The 17686-nt window shown below is 48.9% G+C and carries 17 protein-coding genes, 7 tRNA genes, 1 rRNA gene and 1 pseudogene; 1 reads left to right on the top strand and 25 read right to left on the bottom strand.

Features of this window, described 5'->3' with window-relative positions; genetic code table 11:
• Position 1: 1 nt before the first annotated feature.
• The 6 genes from KNP96_RS11285 to KNP96_RS11260 all read right to left on the bottom strand — a co-directional run bounded on the left by KNP96_RS11285 (position 2) and on the right by KNP96_RS11260 (position 4148).
• Positions 2-472 (bottom strand): DMT family transporter, encoded by a 471-nt coding sequence (locus KNP96_RS11285; protein WP_088836032.1) that lies wholly within the window; start codon positions 470-472, stop codon positions 2-4.
• A 12-nt stretch (positions 473-484) separates the two neighbouring features.
• Positions 485-1153 (bottom strand): Crp/Fnr family transcriptional regulator, encoded by a 669-nt coding sequence (locus KNP96_RS11280; protein ID WP_214770546.1) that lies wholly within the window; start codon positions 1151-1153, stop codon positions 485-487.
• A gap of 12 nt (positions 1154-1165) precedes the next feature.
• Positions 1166-1591 (bottom strand): DMT family transporter, encoded by a 426-nt coding sequence (locus tag KNP96_RS11275; RefSeq protein ID WP_088836030.1) that lies wholly within the window; start codon positions 1589-1591, stop codon positions 1166-1168.
• A gap of 143 nt (positions 1592-1734) precedes the next feature.
• Entirely contained in the window at positions 1735-2073 is a 339-nt protein-coding gene (locus KNP96_RS11270) for a zinc ribbon domain-containing protein YjdM (protein ID WP_088836029.1), read from the bottom strand.
• Between the two features lie 288 nt (positions 2074-2361).
• The gene (locus KNP96_RS11265) at positions 2362-3213 is read right to left on the bottom strand and encodes a PPK2 family polyphosphate kinase (protein ID WP_088836028.1); all 852 of its coding nucleotides are present in this window, start codon (positions 3211-3213) and stop codon (positions 2362-2364) included.
• A 77-nt stretch (positions 3214-3290) separates the two neighbouring features.
• Positions 3291-4148: an SDR family oxidoreductase gene (locus KNP96_RS11260; RefSeq protein WP_088836027.1), complete on the bottom strand. Its 858-nt coding sequence runs from the start codon at positions 4146-4148 to the stop codon at positions 3291-3293.
• Between the two features lie 126 nt (positions 4149-4274).
• Here KNP96_RS11260 and KNP96_RS11255 point away from each other — a divergent pair, with 126 nt between their 5' ends.
• Positions 4275-4589, top strand: coding sequence for a winged helix-turn-helix transcriptional regulator (locus KNP96_RS11255; RefSeq protein ID WP_214770544.1), 315 nt, complete (start codon positions 4275-4277; stop codon positions 4587-4589).
• Between the two features lie 52 nt (positions 4590-4641).
• On the opposite strand, the gene KNP96_RS11250 is transcribed toward KNP96_RS11255, so the two are convergent.
• From KNP96_RS11250 to rrf, 19 genes and pseudogenes are all read right to left on the bottom strand, one after another.
• A complete protein-coding gene (locus KNP96_RS11250) occupies positions 4642-5631 on the bottom strand; it encodes an NAD(P)/FAD-dependent oxidoreductase (RefSeq protein ID WP_088836025.1) in 990 nt (329 codons plus the stop codon).
• Positions 5632-5698: 67 nt separating this feature from the next.
• A complete protein-coding gene (locus KNP96_RS11245) occupies positions 5699-6595 on the bottom strand; it encodes a phosphotransferase enzyme family protein (protein ID WP_088836024.1) in 897 nt (298 codons plus the stop codon).
• 125 nt (positions 6596-6720) lie between these two features.
• Positions 6721-7282 (bottom strand): annotated as a pseudogene (locus KNP96_RS11240) (isochorismatase family protein).
• Between the two features lie 393 nt (positions 7283-7675).
• The gene (locus tag KNP96_RS11235) at positions 7676-8251 is read right to left on the bottom strand and encodes a hypothetical protein (protein ID WP_088836022.1); all 576 of its coding nucleotides are present in this window, start codon (positions 8249-8251) and stop codon (positions 7676-7678) included.
• A gap of 81 nt (positions 8252-8332) precedes the next feature.
• Positions 8333-10129, bottom strand: coding sequence for a glutamine--fructose-6-phosphate transaminase (isomerizing) (gene glmS, locus KNP96_RS11230; protein WP_088836021.1), 1797 nt, complete (start codon positions 10127-10129; stop codon positions 8333-8335).
• 794 nt (positions 10130-10923) lie between these two features.
• Positions 10924-12279 (bottom strand): phosphoglucosamine mutase, encoded by a 1356-nt coding sequence (glmM, locus tag KNP96_RS11225; RefSeq protein WP_088836020.1) that lies wholly within the window; start codon positions 12277-12279, stop codon positions 10924-10926.
• A gap of 29 nt (positions 12280-12308) precedes the next feature.
• The gene (locus KNP96_RS11220) at positions 12309-13595 is read right to left on the bottom strand and encodes a CdaR family protein (RefSeq protein ID WP_088836019.1); all 1287 of its coding nucleotides are present in this window, start codon (positions 13593-13595) and stop codon (positions 12309-12311) included.
• On the bottom strand, positions 13595-14419 hold the full coding sequence (gene cdaA / locus KNP96_RS11215) for a diadenylate cyclase CdaA (protein ID WP_204251426.1): 825 nt from the start codon (positions 14417-14419) through the stop codon (positions 13595-13597). Before cdaA ends, KNP96_RS11220 begins: the two co-directional genes overlap by 1 nt.
• A 115-nt stretch (positions 14420-14534) precedes the next feature.
• Positions 14535-15149: a polymer-forming cytoskeletal protein gene (locus KNP96_RS11210; RefSeq protein ID WP_088836017.1), complete on the bottom strand. Its 615-nt coding sequence runs from the start codon at positions 15147-15149 to the stop codon at positions 14535-14537.
• 16 nt (positions 15150-15165) lie between these two features.
• A complete protein-coding gene (sigW, locus tag KNP96_RS11205; RefSeq protein ID WP_214767576.1) occupies positions 15166-15729 on the bottom strand; it encodes an RNA polymerase sigma factor SigW in 564 nt (187 codons plus the stop codon).
• Between the two features lie 125 nt (positions 15730-15854).
• Positions 15855-16763: an arginase gene (gene rocF / locus KNP96_RS11200; RefSeq protein WP_088836015.1), complete on the bottom strand. Its 909-nt coding sequence runs from the start codon at positions 16761-16763 to the stop codon at positions 15855-15857.
• A 221-nt stretch (positions 16764-16984) separates the two neighbouring features.
• Positions 16985-17060, bottom strand: a tRNA-Ala gene (locus KNP96_RS11195).
• A gap of 16 nt (positions 17061-17076) precedes the next feature.
• Positions 17077-17148 (bottom strand) — tRNA-Gly (locus tag KNP96_RS11190).
• Positions 17149-17155: 7 nt separating this feature from the next.
• Positions 17156-17228: transfer RNA gene (locus tag KNP96_RS11185), tRNA-Lys, on the bottom strand.
• 4 nt (positions 17229-17232) lie between these two features.
• A tRNA-Tyr gene (locus KNP96_RS11180) sits at positions 17233-17316 on the bottom strand.
• 33 nt (positions 17317-17349) lie between these two features.
• Positions 17350-17422, bottom strand: a tRNA-Thr gene (locus tag KNP96_RS11175).
• Positions 17423-17431: 9 nt separating this feature from the next.
• A tRNA-Glu gene (locus KNP96_RS11170) sits at positions 17432-17506 on the bottom strand.
• A 2-nt stretch (positions 17507-17508) separates the two neighbouring features.
• A tRNA-Asn gene (locus KNP96_RS11165) sits at positions 17509-17583 on the bottom strand.
• A gap of 16 nt (positions 17584-17599) precedes the next feature.
• Positions 17600-17686: ribosomal RNA gene (gene rrf, locus KNP96_RS11160) — 5S ribosomal RNA — on the bottom strand; the annotation flags it as partial.

The raw sequence follows: 17686 nt of genomic DNA, 5'->3' as shown, positions 1-17686 counted from the left end.
GTCATGCTCCTTTTCGTAAGATCCGTTTTTCTGTCAGCTTCCCGCCGAGTTGGAACAAAAGCACCCCGCCGCCAATCAAGAGAACGCCGACTGCCTTCGTCCATGTGAAGGCGACCTGTTCGAGACCGAACCAGCCGAGCGTGTCCCAGAGCAGGGCAAAGAGGATTTGTGAGACCATGACGATCGAGATGGCGTAGCTCGGTCCGAGTTGCTGGACGCCTTGCGTCACAGACAGGACGACGCCGACACCGATGATGCCACTGAACCAAAACCACGGCTGCATGCCGGTCATTGAAAAAAGTGCCGTCCCTTCAACGAGCAATCCAATCGTCATTGAAGCGAGAAAGCCGAGTCCAAGGACTAACGTCGTCGTTGCCCAGGCTCCGACCCGTTCTTTGACTTTGGCGTTAAAGGTGTTTTGCATACAGACGAGCATCCCGCCAAATAAGGCGAGTAAAATCCCAAGTGTCATCGTGCTTGCCTCCTATTCATAGATACTTTCCCCGACACGCTCCATTAAACCCGCGCGGTCGATGATCTCAATCGTCCGTTTCGTCCGGTCAATCAATCCCTCCCTGCCGAACTGGAGTAACACCCGGTTCAGGTGCCGGTAGCTCGTCCCGATCAAATCCGCTGCATCGACTAAATCCGTGACCGGCAGAGTTTGTTTTTCCGGTGTCATCGACAACAGATAACTCGCGAGCCGGACTTCGACCGGATATAAAAGATTAAAGCTCATCGAGTGCGATTTCAGTTCGAACTTCATCGTGATCGTCTCGAGCAAAAAACGTAAGAATGCCGGATTGTCCGTTCCTGCTTGTTCGAGTGCCGCGTAACTGATCCGGAAGACTTGGACCGGCGTTACAGCCTCGACCGTATTCATCAAGGGGATACGGCGGACATATTCGATATCGCCGACCAGATCGAACGGATGCTTGAAGGAAAGAACGAGCCGTCGTCCTGCCGCTGACATATGCGTGATCTTCAACTTTCCTTCGACGAGCAAATACAGCTGTTTCGCGTCATCGCCCTGCTGGCATAAGTATTCACCCGGCTCGACCTCGACACGTTCGAGATGACGGCGTAAGCGCTCGTCAAAGACATGCGTCAATTGAAAACGGTCCAAGTATGTCGCAAGTCGCTCATCCTCCACACGAATCCCTCCTTATAGTTTCAAGATTAAGACACCGCCGACCATCAACAAAATTCCGATGACTTGCGGCAGCTGCAACCGACGTTTCATCATTCCGAACCAACCGTTCCAGTCAATCAAAAGGGCCAGACCGAGCTGGGCGATCAAAAAGAGTGAAATCGTCAATGTCACACCCATCAAATGCACGGCTGTGATATTACTGAACAAAACAGCCGCCGCCAGTGCGCCTCCTGATAGATAAAGCGGCTTGACGCGACGCATCTCTTGAAACGTCCGATCGCGTAAGGCGAATGTGATCAATAAGGCGACGATGAAGCCTGTCATTTGGGTCACGGTCGCTGCCTGCCAGGTCCCGATTCCATCACTGATTCGGGCATTGGCGACACTTTGGAGCGTCAGAAAAAAACCGCCGCTGATTGCAAAAAGGATGCCTCGCATCTGTATCGCCTTCCTTTCGTTATCTTCTTTCATCCTATCCTAAAACGACGGTGGATGATTGATAAAGGACATTTGTCCTGAACATAAATTCATTCGTCGAACATACAAAACCGCCATGTCGACCTGACTGGCGGTTTTTTACATCAGATTTTTTTAACGAACTCGGATTTCAGCTTCATTGCACCTAGGCCATCAATCTTGCAATCGATGTCGTGATCTCCATCGACGAGACGAATTCCTTTGACACGGGTTCCTTGTTTGACGACGAGCGATGTGCCTTTGACCTTCAAGTCTTTGATGACCGTAATCGTGTCGCCGTCATGCAATTCGTTTCCGTTCGCGTCACGGATGACCGCCGTCTCTTCCGTCACGTCCGCTTCAGCCTGCGTCCATTCATGCGCACATTCCGGACAGACGAACAGATTTCCATCTTCATATGTATAGCTCGATCCACAGTTCGGACAGTTTGGGTATTCAGTCATGTGTGATTCCTCCAAATCGTTCATCGTTTCTTCCCTGTTTAGTATAACGTGTCTGACAAAAACGAAAATAACAAATTAAAAAAATGCTTAGACAACCTCTTATGAAGCGTGAATATGCTAGAACGAGAGGCAATCCGTTCGCGCTGCCCTGTCCCGCCTCGTCTTCAAAGCGGCACGTTTCGTTGACTCCTACGGGGGGGAAGAAACGAAACGTGACGCTTTATCTCCCGACAGAACTTTGTCTACAGCCTAAAAAACCGTTCATCGTCTGACGATGAACGGTTTTGATTATTCATTTTCCAGCTTTTTGATTGCTTCATCTAGTTTTTCTTGATCCTCGTCCGACACTTCAGGAAACTGCGGATTGATATCGCGTAAAACGTCGTTCATGACTTCTGTCACGATGTAACGTCCGAACCAGTCATCATCGGCCGGTAGCACGTACCATGGCGCATTTTCCGTTGATGTGTTTGAAATCAAATCGGCAAAGATGTCTTGATACTCATCCCAATGTTCCCGCTCCTCAACGTCACTAAAAGAAAATTCAAAGTTCTTTTTCGGGTCTTTCATCCGTTCGAGCAACCGTTCCTTTTGTTTGTCCTTCGAAACATTGAAGAGAAACTTGACGACACGGATTCCGTTCTCGACCAGGTACTGCTCGAAGTCATTGATTTGCCGGTACCGCATCTGCCAAACGTCTTGATCGTTCGGGAGTTCTTCCTCCTCAAGCAGGTTATGAATACGCGGTGCGATGACATCTTCATAATATGAGCGATTTAAAATGCCGACTTCTCCTTTGGCCGGCAACCCGTCATGAATCCGCCATAGAAAATCGTGTTTTTGTTCTTCTTCTGACGGTTTCTTGACGGAAATCGTCTTCAAGCCCTGAGCATTCAGATTTGAAAAGATATAGCTGATCGCTTCATCTTTCCCACCGGCATCGATTGCCTGCAGGACGACTAAAATACCTTGTTTTTCTTCTGCATGAAGCCGCCAGTGTAGCTCTTTCAATTCCTCGACGCTCTCTGGAATGTATGTCTTGAGTAATTGTTCTTCAGAAATCCGGTCCGGATCAGATGTTTGGTAATCAGCTAAACTGACGTTCGCATCCGGAGCAACTCGATATTTTTTGATGTCCATTTGAATCCTCCTCTAACTTTCGCTCACTCTCAAAAGAATACCCTGAGAAGGACTTCGGAAAACCCGTTCAAATGAACTTATCTTTTAATCAATCGTTCTAATGCATTGTTGATTACGACAGGCGGGCGACCGAGAATTTGTGCAAAGTCCTGACTTTCAACAGCAAGCGTATCGTTTGCAATCCCTTCTTGAATCGAGACAAGCATCGGGATGAGGAAGTCCGGGAGACCCGCTTGTTTCATGATATCAGCATACGTTGCTACATCCACTTGTTGAACAGTGACAGGTCGAGCAAGAACCGCTCCGAGTGCCTCGGCGATTTCTGTTTGTGTCAACAATGGACCCGACAGTTCATAGATAGCTTGTTTTGGAGCATCTGTTGTCAAAACAGTAGCGATTGCTTCTGCATAGTCGTCCTGCAACGCCCAGCCGACTTTTCCGTCACCCGCTGCTGTCAACCAGTCTGCTCCGTTACGTACAGCGTCAATCGTCGCCTGCTCGTTTTCAAGATACCAGTTGTTCCGGAAGAAAATATAAGGGATACCTGTCTGTTCAATCAATCGTTCTGTTACCTGGTGCGTCCGTGCCAAGAAATTTTGACTTGCTTGTGCATTGGCAATACTCGTGTAGGCGATCAGGCCGACGCCTGCAGCCTGCGCTGCCTCGACTGCTGCCGTGTGTTGCCGGATCCGTGTAGCTTCTTCCCCGTCCGTTGAAATGATCAACAAACGATCAATCCCTGCAAAGGCCGTTGCTAACGTAGTTGGCGCATCAAAATCTCCATGACGGACTTCGACACCACGTTCTTTGAGATTCGCTGCTTTTTCGACATTTCGGACACTGACGACAAGGTCGTCCGCACTAATCCGCCCTAACAGATGATTGACAATCTTAGTTCCTAATTTTCCAGTTGCTCCTGTAATCAATAGCTTCATGGGTATTCGCTCCTTTTTCTATCAAATGCCTATCCTGTACCTAATCTTATTACAGGTGGTACACTAATCCTAGTAGGCACCTTTTAGATACTTGGTCACCTAAACAGAACCATTGGAGGACACTAAATGAATCTTACCGAACAGCGGACGGCTTGTCCGGTCACTCGTGTGCAAACCATCATTTCTGGTAAATGGAAAATCCTCATCCTGTGGCATCTCAAACAAGGAACACAACGCTTTGGCGCCTTACAACGTCTGCTGCCCGGAATTTCTAAGGGCATCTTAGCACGTCAACTACGCGAACTTGAGCAGGATGGCATGTTGCTTCGAAAAGTCTACCGGGAAGTGCCGATAAAGGTCGAATACTCATTGTCCGACACGGGACTTAATTTTTTGCCGATTTTAGATGCAATGGCTGCTTGGAGCCTGTCGCACATTTAGAATCTGATCAATAATAAAGGAGTATGCCATGTCGCATACTCCTGCTTTTACTTCATTTCGTCAGAACGTGTTGCTTAAAATGCGCATCGATTGTCGCTGCGACACGTAGACCGGATATGACGGCACTCTCAACCCGTGTCCGTCCCGAGGCATCATCTGCTTCAAGGAAGGCATCCCCGGCAAGCCACAGCGGATGGTGATTCAGTTTTAGAAACGGCGTGTGGAAGACATCGCGTGCCTGAGCGTAACGCCATCGTTTCAACTGACGGGAGATGAGTTCGACGGGACCGAGTTGTGCTTGCAGGAGCCGTTCGATTTCAGTGAGCGTCTCCGCTTCCTCCTTGTCATACCAGGATTCACTCCACTCACCCGTCATGTAGACACTCAGTAAAGGTGTCGCCGAGATTTCTTTTTCTGCGTTGTTGACGAGCTTCAGCATCCCGGGGACAAGTCCTTCGTCCGCCAGACCGACCTCCCCAATTTCGAGCGGTTCTTTCAGTTCAAACAGGCCGACAAATGTCGGTTCGAACGTGACACGGCTTAACGCTGTATGATCGGCTGCGTCAAGCGTCAGCCGGGACGCTTCCAGTAAGTCATAGGCTTGCGGAACCGGTGCTGTCACGAGCATCGCGTCATAGACCCGTGTCCGGCTATCTGCAATCGTCCGCAAAACCGTGTCCGCTTCAATCCGTACGACCTGTTCGTTCAAGTGGACCGGAATCCCGCGTGCAATCGACTGAACGAGTTGATTCATCCCGTTAATCGCGATATACCGTGGAAAATCATCACCGAACCATTTCCGAATCAATCCGCGTTCGAGCCATTCATCGACTTCCTGCGCCAGTTCATCCGTCCGGACGGTGAAAAAGACAGCTCCGTGGTCCGCCTTTCCCTGATCGATTCGTCGTGTCGCCATGCGTCCCCCGACACTTTGGCTTTTTTCGATGATCTCGACCTCGTATCCTTCGACTTGTAATTGACGGGCAGCGAACGTCCCCGCAAGTCCACCGCCGATAATTCCGATTCGTTTTGGTTGTTCCATCTGATACATCCCCCTCCACTTGCTTCATTTCCACAAGTATAGCGGTTCGCTCGTCAAACGACGTCTTTTAACGTTCTTCGAATATGCTCGTCCGTTCGAGTTCAATTAACAAGCGGGCATGGTTGTTGTCAAAAAACTGTTGGTGCTGCGCTAATCCACGCTGGACGCACCAGCCGATTCCCGTCAGTGCTTCAAACAGACGGTAGTACGGCAAATAGACTTCAATCGGTTCCGGTGTCCGAATTTGGCCGTATCCGTTTTGATAAGCACCCAGCAGAGCGCTGCCACCTTGGAAGACGTCCCGGTCGAGTTTCGTGAAGTCGATCTCCGTCGCTCCGAAACGTGAAGTTTCAAAGTCGATCAGTCCAGTGAGGTTTCCGCCGTCTGCGAGCAGATTCCCGAGCCGGAAATCGAGATGGACGGCGACCGGACGCGACGGTTCCGGTAACTCACGTTCACGCCGTTTTAATTCTGTAAAGGCGGCTTGATAAAGGGCAGGCGGCAAAACTTGTTGAATCGCCGGCTCGAATGAGGTCATCTTCGCATTTCGGAAGACACGCCAGTCCTGTGAGGTAAACGCGGTGAAGCCGTTCTCCTCAAAATCGCCGTACGCCTCACGGGTACACGTATGGAGTGTTGCGTGAAGCCGCCCGATTTGCGAGACCAGTTCCGGTGTCACTTTTTCAATCGTCGAACCGGCAAGTGCTTCGAGCACAAACGCACCCGTCGTCTGTTCGGTTGGTCGCGCCGCCATGAGAATCTTCGGGACAGCGACACGACTGGCTAAATACGTCAGCCATCCGTGCTCCCGGTACCATTTATCAGCCGTATAGGGTCGCTTTAAAAAAACAGTCCGACCGTCACGCAGAACCAGCCGGTCGACTTCGGAACTGTACGAATCCGTGACGGAAAAAATCTCTGCTACATCGAGATCAAACGATTGAATCCACTCTTCGCGGGTCATAATGCATCCCCCAGTCGTTTTTCAAGGATTTCGGGCAGTCCGTCAATTGCGGCTGTATCGAGCATCTGATAGGTTAAATAAACAGTCTCTTTTATCTTTCGCAGTTCAATCATAACTTCACTCCTTTATGTTCTGTGCTGATCGTGGATCGGTTCAAACAACTTTTCGGTTGACGGCCGGACCAGCGCAAAATGTTCGACATTGTAGTGACCGTGCAAAACTTGATTGTGATGGGCAATCATCTACTCCGCCGATAAAACATCGGAGCCGTTCGTCGTATGTCCGTCAGCAACGAGCGTCACATCAAATCCATTGACGGTTGCACTGCGGACCGCGGTATCGATGCAGTGTTCCGTCTTACAGCCGAGGATGACGACATGTTCGATTTGTCGTTCATTCAGATACTCAAGCAGTGGTGTCCCGTGAAACGCATTCGTTGCAGCTTTATCGAACGTCACCGCCTGATCTGGAATCTGAATCGAGGAGTGCACCTCAAACCCCGGTCCGTTTCCGTCCGCGACATCAAGATCCCGGATGAAGACAATCGTATGAGCATGATTCTGTGCTTCTTGCACGACTTGATTGATGACCTGACTGACGGGCATCTTTCGCATGAACACCTGACTCTTCTGCCGTCCCTTCGACGAGATCCTGTTGAAAATCAATAATGAGTACCGCTTGTCGCATCTGAATGTCCCTCCTTTTGGTTTCTTTACTTTTCTTCTTTCCCTTCCCTACTGGAAAGTCCTGTTTTTCACAAGAGATTTTAAGCTTTGCGAAACTTTTGATTGACTTGATGCGTTGAATAAGATGATGGAAAGGATGTTACATATGGACCTATTGCCACTCTTTTTCGTGATTTTCGTAATTGTCTTAGCTGTTAATCTGTTTCTCGATAAGATAATCATGAACCGGCGCCTTTCTCGGAACGTCTTCATGAAGAATCTCTTCGTCTGCTTTTTGATTTCACTTGTTTTGTTAAGCTTCTTCTATCTTCAGTCCATGATGAACTAACAAATAGACCGTACACTCTCTGTTGAGCGTGTACGGTCTATTGACGATTACTCGATTTCAGTATTTCTACTGCTTTGTTACCTTGCGTAAACGGTAGTATTTTGTAAGTCGAAATCCGACATAGGCTGAATCCCCTAAGAGTGGATAAGATGTCCGCTGATATATATTCCAGTAGCTGATGATGCGACACTCAATCCGTGTCATGTAAACATCATTTGCTTGTAGAAAGGAACACAGATTTTCCTCAGGCCACCTCTCTAAAATCGGTTCGATTCGTTCTAGAATTTCTCTTACATATTCCCCAGTCAATTCAATCAGATAAAGCAACACCCAGTCTGTATCCGCCTGTTCTTCTTGTAATCGTTGAACATATTTCTCGCGGATATAACCATTGTGATGGCGCGTATACAAGCAATAGAGCAGCCACCGTTGTTGTTTCGTCAACGTCTCGATTTTCACCTTTGGTACTTCATCCAAGTACACGCGAGACGGCAAATTCAACTTTTCTTGCCAATACGCGATTTCAATCGTCCCCCACGTCACCGGTCTAAACAATCGGTGGGGGAAGAGACGTCTCACAGCCTCCACGTCTACTGCACAGGATTGCGGAAAAGCTTGGAGCCAGTTTGTTTTCATCTGCATATGTGTTTCACCACTCATTCCTTCAGTGCTAGGTAATAAAAAAGTCATACTCCAACTGGAAGGAGTATGACTTGAATGTTTTTATTCGACTGTTACTGACTTCGCCAAGTTACGTGGCTTGTCGACGTCGCAATCACGGCCGAGTGCCGCGTAGTACGAGATCAACTGAAGTGGTAAGACTGAAAGTAATGGTGACAAGAGCGGCTCGACTGACGGGATGACGAATGCATCCGTCGGCAATTCGAGACCTTCTGAAGCGATGACACATGCGTTCGCGCCACGTGCGACGACTTCCTTGACGTTGCCTCGGTTGTTGAGGTGAACGTGCGGTTGTGTCACGAGGGCGATGACCGGTGTGTTGTCTTCAATCAAAGCGATTGGACCGTGTTTCAATTCGCCGCCAGCGTACCCTTCTGCCTGGATGTACGAAATTTCTTTGAGCTTGAGTGCCCCTTCCATTCCGACATACGCATCTTGACCACGGCCGATGAAGAAGGCGTTGCGTGATTCAGACAAGTATTCTGCAGCGATCTCTTGGAACCGTTCTTTTTGTGACATGACGGATTCCATTGCGCTTGAAATTTTACCGAGTTCTTTCATGAGATCGAAGTTGACGTCGACGCCTTTTGCTTGAGCCAGGTCAAACGCGAGGACCGCAAGAACAGCAATTTGCGCTGTGTATGCTTTTGTTGAGGCAACTGCGATTTCAGGACCGGCATGCAACAAGAGTGTTGCGTTTGCTTCACGTGAAAGTGTTGATCCCGCGACGTTCGTGACCGTCAATGCTGGGTGACCAAGTTTTTTCGCTTCAACGAGAACGGCACGGCTATCCGCTGTTTCACCTGATTGTGAAAGGAAGAGGAAGAGTGGTTTCTCTGTCAAAAGTGGCATGTTGTAGCCGAATTCAGACGAGATGTGGACCTCTGCCGGAATCCCAGCGATTTGTTCAATCAATTGTTTCCCGATCAAACCAGCATGGTAGCTTGTTCCGCAACCAATGATATAGACGCGGTCACGACCAAGGACTAAATCACGAACCGATTGATCGAGTGTGATTTCGCCAGCTTCGTTTTGGTATTTTTGAACGATGTTCCGGATGACGGCTGGCTGCTCATCCATTTCTTTAAGCATATAGTGCGCGTATGTCCCTTTTTCGATATCAGAAGCATCAATTTCAGCTGTATACGCGTCACGCTCTTGCACGTTTCCGTCTAAATCCTGGATTGTGACACTGTCACGCGTTAAGATGATCATTTCACCGTCATGTAACTCAACGAACTGATCCGTTACTTGAAGCATGGCCATTGCATCAGACGCAACGACGTTGAACGTGCCGTCTCCGAGACCAACGAGAAGTGGTGATTTATTTTTTGCGATATAAAGAACGTCCGGGTTTTCTGCATCGATTAAAGCGAGCGCATACGAACCGTGGAGCACGCGAAGTGTTTGACGGAAGGCTTCCGTGACATCACCTGTTGCGTCAAAGTTCTTTTCAATCATCTGAACGATGACTTCTGTATCCGTGTCGCTGAGTAAATCGACGTTAAGTTCTGCTTTTAACTGCTCATCGTTTTCGATGACACCGTTATGCACGAGTGTAAAGCGTGATGATGCACTTTGGTGTGGGTGGGCGTTCGGAACACTTGGTACACCGTGTGTTGCCCAACGTGTGTGACCGATTCCTACTGTACCGTCTGCTTCTGCAGGGACGACTTCGCGTAGCGCAGCGATGCGACCGACTTCTTTATGAACCTGAACGCCGTCATTGACGAACGCAAGACCTGCCGAGTCATAACCGCGGTACTCGAGTTTTTCGAGACCCTTTAGTAAAATTTCTTTCGTGTTAACTTCTCCGATCATACCTACGATTCCGCACATATTGATTCTCTCCCATATCAAGTATTTCCCTGAAGAGGAAACGGCTCTTGTCGAGAGTTATCAGCACTTGCTTGTTTGTCCGTCTAATCACTTAGACGATTTCAAGTAAGTTTACGGTACTGATAAGGTACCGGGAGGCATCCGCCGAATGATTCGATAAACCTCCACCTCGTCAGCTGCCTATCACATAGTCAGCCCTGGCGCTTCTGTTTCTGTCCGACTCCGTTTCTGTCCGACTTTACAATCATACGAACTTTAATTGGAAAAAGCAAGGAAGGTAACGTATTTGTAACTATTCCCGATATCTTTCTAAACAATACTTCTAATCCCTAGATTTTGTAAAAAAAAGAATTAAGCTTCTGTACCTACTCATCCACCCTCCAACGAACCCGTGTCCCTGTCCGACTTCTACAGGAAAAGGAAGCTCTGCTTACGGCAGGAACAAGCAAGACCCGGGCAGCCTCAAGTTGGCCGCGGCTTGCGTTCCGCCTGAGAAAAGCGGGCAGAGGACAGCGGTGTCGTCCCCTTCTCTCTCCTATGATCCAAACACTGTTCCTACTCCAGACCCACGCTATTTCTGAAACGAACCCGTACCCCTGTCCGACTTCTACAGGAAAAGGAAGCTCCGCTTCCGACAGGAACAAGCGAGACCCGGGCAGCCCCAAGCTGGCCGCGGCTTGCGTTCCGCCTGAGAAAAGCGGGCACAGGACAACGGGTTCGTGCTAATTCCCCTCCTTAACATTCCTCCCTTACACAAAAAAAGGAGCAGCACGTAGCTACTCCTTTTCGTCGACTCAATTTTCTTGTAACGCGTAATTTTCACGCACGACGTTCGCGATCCGCTCGACGTACATGTCACACGCTTCTTGCGACTCTGCTTCCGCCATGACACGGACGAGTGGTTCTGTTCCAGATGCCCGAACGAGAATCCGACCGTTTCCAGCCATTTCCGCTTCGACTTCCGCAATGATCGCTTGAACGGCAGGACCGTTCATTGCCCCATTCTTATCCGATACACGAATGTTGACAAGACGTTGCGGGAAGATTGGCATCTCGGCTGCGAGTTCCGATAACTTCTTGCCTGTCGCCTTCATGATTTGGAGTAACTGAACGCCGGACAACATGCCGTCGCCTGTCGTCGAGTAATCCATGAAGATGATATGACCTGACTGTTCGCCACCGAGTGTGTAGTCGTTTTTACGCATCTCTTCGACGACGTAACGGTCACCGACTGCTGTTTGTAAGGCTGTCATGCCGTGTTCTGCGACTGTTTTATGGAAGCCGAGGTTACTCATGACTGTCGCGACGATCGTGTTATCTTTCAAACGACCGATTTCGTTCAAGTATTTTCCACAGATGAACATGATTTTATCGCCATCGACGATATCCCCATTTTCATCGACTGCAATCAAGCGATCGCCGTCACCGTCAAACGAGAGACCGACGTCGGCATTTTTTTCTTTGACGAATGCCGCGAGGTGCTCAGGGTGTGTCGATCCGACACCATCATTAATGTTCAAACCGTTTGGCGTTGTACCGATTGTCGAGACTTCTGCTTCGAGGTCCCCGAACAAACGTGGTGCAAGGCTTGATGTCGCGCCGTGCGCGCCATCAATTGCGACATGAATCCCGGAAAAATCTTCATCCGATGTTTGACGAAGCATATGGAGGTATTTTTGCGCACCTTCATAATAATCGTGGACGAAACCAAGCTCTTTCCCCGATGGTCGCGGGAGTGTGTCCTCTGTTTCGTCGAGCAATGCTTCGATTTCGCGTTCTGTTGCGTCATTGAGCTTAAAACCGTCTGTTCCGAAGAACTTGATGCCGTTGTCTTCAACCGGGTTGTGTGACGCTGAAATCATGACGCCCGCAGTCGCATCCATCGTTTTCGTCAAGTATGCGACGCCCGGTGTCGAGATGACACCAAGACGCATAACTTCCGCGCCGATTGATAACAATCCTGCAATCATCGCGTTCTCAAGCATTTGACCCGAGACGCGTGTATCGCGTCCGATTAAGACTTTCGGACGTGTGCTCTCGTGTTTCGTCAACACGTATCCGCCAATCCGTCCAAGACGGTAGGCGAGTTCCGGTGTCAATTCTACGTTTGCGACGCCGCGGACGCCGTCAGTTCCAAAATACTTACCCATGTGCTATTTCCTCATTTCACTGATTGGTTTTAATTGGTCTGTACCGATGTCCGGGGAATCGTCTTTAACGTGACGTCCATGTTATCCGGTCGTAAGACATCGAATGCTTTAGATGTCTGATATGAAATCGGTAAGCCGTGTGTGCCTTCTTTTAATCCTGTTACGTCGATGACAGCCTTGATGTCGGTTGCATCAATCGAAGCTAAGTCCGCTTCGCTGCCACGGACGACGAGATCAATCGTTTCAGCATAGTCAATTGTATACTTCGACTCGTCGAAACCGTTAAGCGTCACAGGAACACCTGTAATCGTCTTCTCTGCTCGCTCCTCGACCGTTTCCGTCGTCGATTTAGCATTTTCTTTCTCGACGACGATACTGACCGTAATCGAAGTCGGATCCATTGCCGTCACATTATCCGGTTCGACGAGTTCGATCGTCTTATCGGTCGTCTTCGTCAAATCTTTCAGTGAGATTGCCTTTGTATCGACTGAACCGATTCGCGTCAATTCTTCCTTCGTTCCGTACAGACGCGCTTCCGTGACGACGGGAACGATCTTGACGACCTTGTAGCCTTTTTTGACGCTACCTGTTGTTTTAACGTTGATCGGGACTGTTTTACTTTCCTTATAGACAGGAACTGTCACTTCAAGCTGTTCCGGATCGTACGTCGCGCTAATCGCGTTCCCATTCGTATCCGTCGCTTTAACGTTGAACGACTCCATGAAAGTCGACGCGCGACCCGTCACGTCGATCGGGACTTGAATCGATGTGATGGCTTGGAGCTTTTCTGCTCCTCCCGTCACAGCAACCGTTTGTTTACTCGGTTGTGCTTCACCGACGACATACCCTTCGGCGATTTTATTTTTGTTGAGTAAAGCGACTTGAACCGGGACTTGTTTCGTGACTTTTTTATCAAGAAAAACTTCGACCGTCTCCTGTTTCGGTGTCACTTCAACATCTTTTCCAAATCCATTCGCTGTCACACGAACACGGTGGTACCCAGGGTCGAGTCCCTCTAAATCTAACGATAGACCAAAGTCTTTGACGAGGCGAAGCATCGTCAAGCTACTCGATGGTCCTTTGACCGTCGTTTCGATTGTAGTTGGAATATTATAGGCGACCCACTGCGATTCATCATAATTCACTGTGACCGGTACGTCAAACGTCGTCGAGCCCTGACCAGCGATCGGCAATAGACTCGCCGCGTCACTTTTCCCGCTCGAACTCGAGCCTGCGACCATCAAATAGAGCATCACAGCAAGTAGTACCGCAACGATTCGTAAAAACCATCGTTCATTGAACCACTTTTCGAACATTATTTTTTCGCCCCCATCCAGTTAAAGAAGGACGTATTCGCCGGTTCGACTTTGACGAGCGTCTCAAGCAACTTCGTCCGAAGTGAATCTTCGTCGAGTTCCCGGTAAAGACGACCATTGATTGCGAGAGATACGCCTCCCGTCTCTTCCGATACGACAAGCGTGACACTATCCGTAACTTCACTGACACCAATCGCGGCCCGGTGACGCGTCCCGAGATCTTTAGAGATGTGGGCACTTTCTGAGAGCGGTAAATAACAAGCCGCTGCCGCAAGTTTGCCTTGCTGAACGATGACCGCACCATCATGCAACGGCGTGTTTGGGATAAAGAGGTTAATCAAAAGCTGACTCGTAATTTGTGAGCCGAGCGGAATCCCCGTCTCGACATATTCACTGAGACCGGTTTCCCGTTCAAACGTGACGAGCGCACCAATCCGGCGTTTCGACATGTATTGTGCTGACGAAACGAGTGCGTCGACGATTCGCGTTTGCTCATCTTCATCACTGATGGCACTCCGTGAAAAGAATTTACTCGTTCGTCCCAGGTGCTCCAGTCCTCGACGGAGCTCTGGCTGGAAGATGATGATAATTCCGAGTAATCCATAGGTGATGATTTGATTCAATAGAAATTGTAAGGTCTTCAGTCCGAAGAAGCCGCTTAAGAACCAGCTGATCAAAATGACAGAAATCCCTTTAATCAATTGAACCGCTTTTGTGCCTTTGACGATAATCATCAGGCGGTAAATGACGAATGTCACGACCGCGATATCAAGCACATCATTAATATAATCGTACCAGTGTACGTTTTCGCCCAGTTTCAACATTTGAAATTGAAGTGGTTGCCAGTTGAAGTAATTCACCAACCGTGCCCCCTATCTCATCTAATTTAAACAGCTTTCATTATAGCACAAAGGGGCGAGTTAGACTCGCCCCAACTGATTAATCAAAGATTCGTTTGATTCCGTACCAGACGCGTTCGAACAACTGATCGATTTCTTTAATTTCTCCAGTTACGTTTCCGGCACTGGCTGTGTAAGCCGTCCCGTCAACGGTCATGACGTCTCCATTGACTTTGCCTTCAATCCGGACATTGCCGCCTTCGACGTATAAATCTTGATTGACCGTCACTCCTTTTGGAACAACAACTTCGCCATTTTCAGCGACGATACCGGGAGCGTTCGTATACGACAAGTCTTTATCTTCTTGCGTCATGTACCCCCCGAGGCTACCGACCGAAAGTAACGCAAAGATCGAGGCAGCTGCAAGGAGTGGATACTGTTTCATCTTCCCTCCAAAACGAGAAGGTTTACGAAGCGGTGTCACATTCGACGTGTCCACCTGTTCAGGCAGTTGTGCCAGCACGCGGGATGTAAAGTCTGCCGAGAGCTTCGGCTTCGGAAGCGTGCGTAACTGTGCATCGAGGAGTCGATACTCTTCGAAGTCGTCCATCGCATTCGCCTCCCGTAACTCCGCTTCGAGTTGTTTAAAGTCTTCTGGAGGTTGGTTTTGGTCTAAATAATCTTGGATGCGTTCGTTTACGTGTTCTCGTGTCATGGTGAGATCCTCCTTCTCACCGCGTTCCGAAGTGCTTCTTCAGCGCTTCTCGGCCACGGTGAATTCTAGTTTTGACTGTGGCGACTGGTAAATCGATCAGTTCACTGATTTCCTTTAATGAAAGGTCTTCAATATATTTCAAGACAAGTGGAATTCGATACTTTTCAGGTAAAGCGGCAATCGCGTCACCGACAGCATTTCGTTCTTCTGAATCAACGACTTGATCTTCTGGCAATTGCTCCTTACTTTCAAGCTGGGAATACAGCGTCAAGCCTTCAGTACCTGACATTTCGGCATCAAGGGAATAATCTGGACGTTTCTTCCGTAAGCGGTCAATTGAAACATTTGTCACGATCCGGTAGAGCCACGTACGGAATTTCCATTGTGCATTATACGATTCAATCTTTGTAAATACGCGAATAAAGGCTTCTTGCGTGGCATCCTCTGCTTCCATCCGATCACGTAATACACGGAAGGCAACTAAAAATGCCCCTTCTTTATATAGATCAACAAGTGCCGCAAATGCATCGCGGTCGCCTTGCTTCACTCGCTCAATCAAGCGTAGTGTTGTTTCTTCCACTTCAAATACCCCCCGCTCTATGCGGTCAATCTCTTATACGGAGTCGACCGATAAATGTTTCATCTCAATTTAAATTGTAACAAAAAAAACTTGAACCCCGATGAAAAGAGTTCAAGTTCTATCCATTATTTTACTAAATGTTGGTTTTGCATCGCTTGAAGTAGGTTTCCGATCAAGGCATTCGCAAGAATCGCGGTTCCGTTCCCTTCTTCTAACAACGGATTCACTTCGACGAACTCCGCTGCAATAAAGTTTTCTTGTTCCGCACAAGAGTTCAAGACGGTCTGAGCATCCTCTAACATGACACCGTCCGCAACCCGCGTCCCGGTCCCTTCGACTAAACTCGGGTCAAGACCATCCATGTCGAAACTTAAGTAAAATGCGTCTGTCGTTTCGTTCAGGTAAGCAATCGCTTCCTTCATGATGGCTTCCATTCCCCGTGTCCGAATCGCTTCCATGTCATAAACGCGAATCCCAAGCCGATCAATCAATTCCTGTTCTCCCGGATCGACGTCACGCAAGCCGATAAAGACAAGATGCTCCGGTTGTAACTTGACGTCTGTCCCACCGATTTCCGTTAGGCGCTGATGCCCTTCCCCAAGAGCAACAGCGAGTGGCATTCCATGAATATTACCTGTAGGTGACGTTTCCGGTGTATTTAAATCACCATGCGCATCGAACCAAATCGCACCGAGCCGCGGAATCGATCGACGAAGTCCTGCGATCGTTCCGATTGCCATGCTGTGGTCGCCCCCGACGAGTAACGGAAAACGTCGTTCGGACAGCGCATCATGTACAAGTAGCTGTAAATCATTCGTCGTATGGACGACTCCTTCGAGACGCTTTAACTTCGCATCTTCCTCACGTACCGCGTCTTCTGGTAAGACAGCCGCTTCCCCGTAGCGGACCGCTTCTTGTCCATGTGTTGCTAACGTTTGAAATAGGCCTGCTTGTTCGACTGCTGCCGGACCATGCTCTGTTCCTGGCTTTCCTTGACCGTAACGATATGGCACGCTGATATATGCAATGTTCATCCCCGCATCCCCTTTGCTTAATTAAGTTACCTTAATTGTAAGCGGTAACATACAGCTGGTTCAACTCGACAAGATGACGCATCTTTATACAGTAGAAAACAACAAAAAAGCACTGTGAAGGGAATCACAGTGCTTTCGCGTACGTACTCTGGTTAACAGGCATTTCAAGTATAAAAAAACTTAAGACGAACGAAACTCGCCTAAGATCTTTAAGCAAAATTTGGTGGAGCCTAGCGGGATCGAACCGCTGACCTCCTGCGTGCAAGGCAGGCGCTCTCCCAGCTGAGCTAAGGCCCCAAAAAAATAAACAAAAAGCGGAAGACGGGATTCGAACCCGCGACCCCGACCTTGGCAAGGTCGTATTCTACCACTGAACTACTTCCGCAAGAAAATGAGCCATGCAGGATTCGAACCTGCGACCCTCTGATTAAAAGTCAGATGCTCTACCAACTGAGCTAATGGCTCGACATGGTGGGGGGGGGCGGATTCGAACCGCCGAACCCGAGGGAGCGGATTTACAGTCCGCCGCGTTTAGCCACTTCGCTACCCCCCCAGTTTGTCTAGGAAAATTTAATTAAAAAAACAGTGCCGGCAACAGGAGTCGAACCCGCGACCTACTGATTACAAGTCAGTTGCTCTACCAGCTGAGCTACACCGGCACAATAAAATGGTGACCCGTACGGGAATCGAACCCGTGATACCGCCGTGAAAGGGCGGTGTCTTAACCGCTTGACCAACGGGCCATTGGCTCCGCAAGTAGGATTTGAACCTACGACCTACCGGTTAACAGCCGGTTGCTCTACCACTGAGCTATTGCGGAATAAAAAAACAAAATTGCCTGGCAACGTCCTATCCTCACAGGGGGAAGCCCCCAACTACTTTCGGCGTTCAAGTGCTTAACTTCCGTGTTCGGCATGGGAACG

The organism is Exiguobacterium sp. s133, assembly GCF_018618595.1.
Taxonomy (GTDB): domain Bacteria; phylum Bacillota; class Bacilli; order Exiguobacteriales; family Exiguobacteriaceae; genus Exiguobacterium_A; species Exiguobacterium_A oxidotolerans.
Note: the sequence above shows the minus strand (reverse complement) of the source record. Positions and strands in the feature narration are given on the sequence as shown.

Coding starts and splice junctions, on each gene's coding strand:
- KNP96_RS11285 (WP_088836032.1), bottom strand. CDS start 472: ATGACACTTGGGATTTTACTCGCCTTATTTGGCGGGATGCTCGTCTGT.
- KNP96_RS11275 (WP_088836030.1), bottom strand. CDS start 1,591: ATGCGAGGCATCCTTTTTGCAATCAGCGGCGGTTTTTTTCTGACGCTC.
- KNP96_RS11270 (WP_088836029.1), bottom strand. CDS start 2,073: ATGACTGAATACCCAAACTGTCCGAACTGTGGATCGAGCTATACATAT.
- KNP96_RS11265 (WP_088836028.1), bottom strand. CDS start 3,213: ATGGACATCAAAAAATATCGAGTTGCTCCGGATGCGAACGTCAGTTTA.
- KNP96_RS11260 (WP_088836027.1), bottom strand. CDS start 4,148: ATGAAGCTATTGATTACAGGAGCAACTGGAAAATTAGGAACTAAGATT.
- KNP96_RS11255 (WP_214770544.1), top strand. CDS start 4,275: ATGAATCTTACCGAACAGCGGACGGCTTGTCCGGTCACTCGTGTGCAA.
- KNP96_RS11250 (WP_088836025.1), bottom strand. CDS start 5,631: ATGGAACAACCAAAACGAATCGGAATTATCGGCGGTGGACTTGCGGGG.
- KNP96_RS11245 (WP_088836024.1), bottom strand. CDS start 6,595: ATGACCCGCGAAGAGTGGATTCAATCGTTTGATCTCGATGTAGCAGAG.
- KNP96_RS11235 (WP_088836022.1), bottom strand. CDS start 8,251: ATGCAGATGAAAACAAACTGGCTCCAAGCTTTTCCGCAATCCTGTGCA.
- glmS (WP_088836021.1), bottom strand. CDS start 10,129: ATGTGCGGAATCGTAGGTATGATCGGAGAAGTTAACACGAAAGAAATT.
- glmM (WP_088836020.1), bottom strand. CDS start 12,279: ATGGGTAAGTATTTTGGAACTGACGGCGTCCGCGGCGTCGCAAACGTA.
- KNP96_RS11220 (WP_088836019.1), bottom strand. CDS start 13,595: ATGTTCGAAAAGTGGTTCAATGAACGATGGTTTTTACGAATCGTTGCG.
- cdaA (WP_204251426.1), bottom strand. CDS start 14,419: ATGTTGAAACTGGGCGAAAACGTACACTGGTACGATTATATTAATGAT.
- KNP96_RS11210 (WP_088836017.1), bottom strand. CDS start 15,149: ATGACACGAGAACACGTAAACGAACGCATCCAAGATTATTTAGACCAA.
- rocF (WP_088836015.1), bottom strand. CDS start 16,763: ATGAACATTGCATATATCAGCGTGCCATATCGTTACGGTCAAGGAAAG.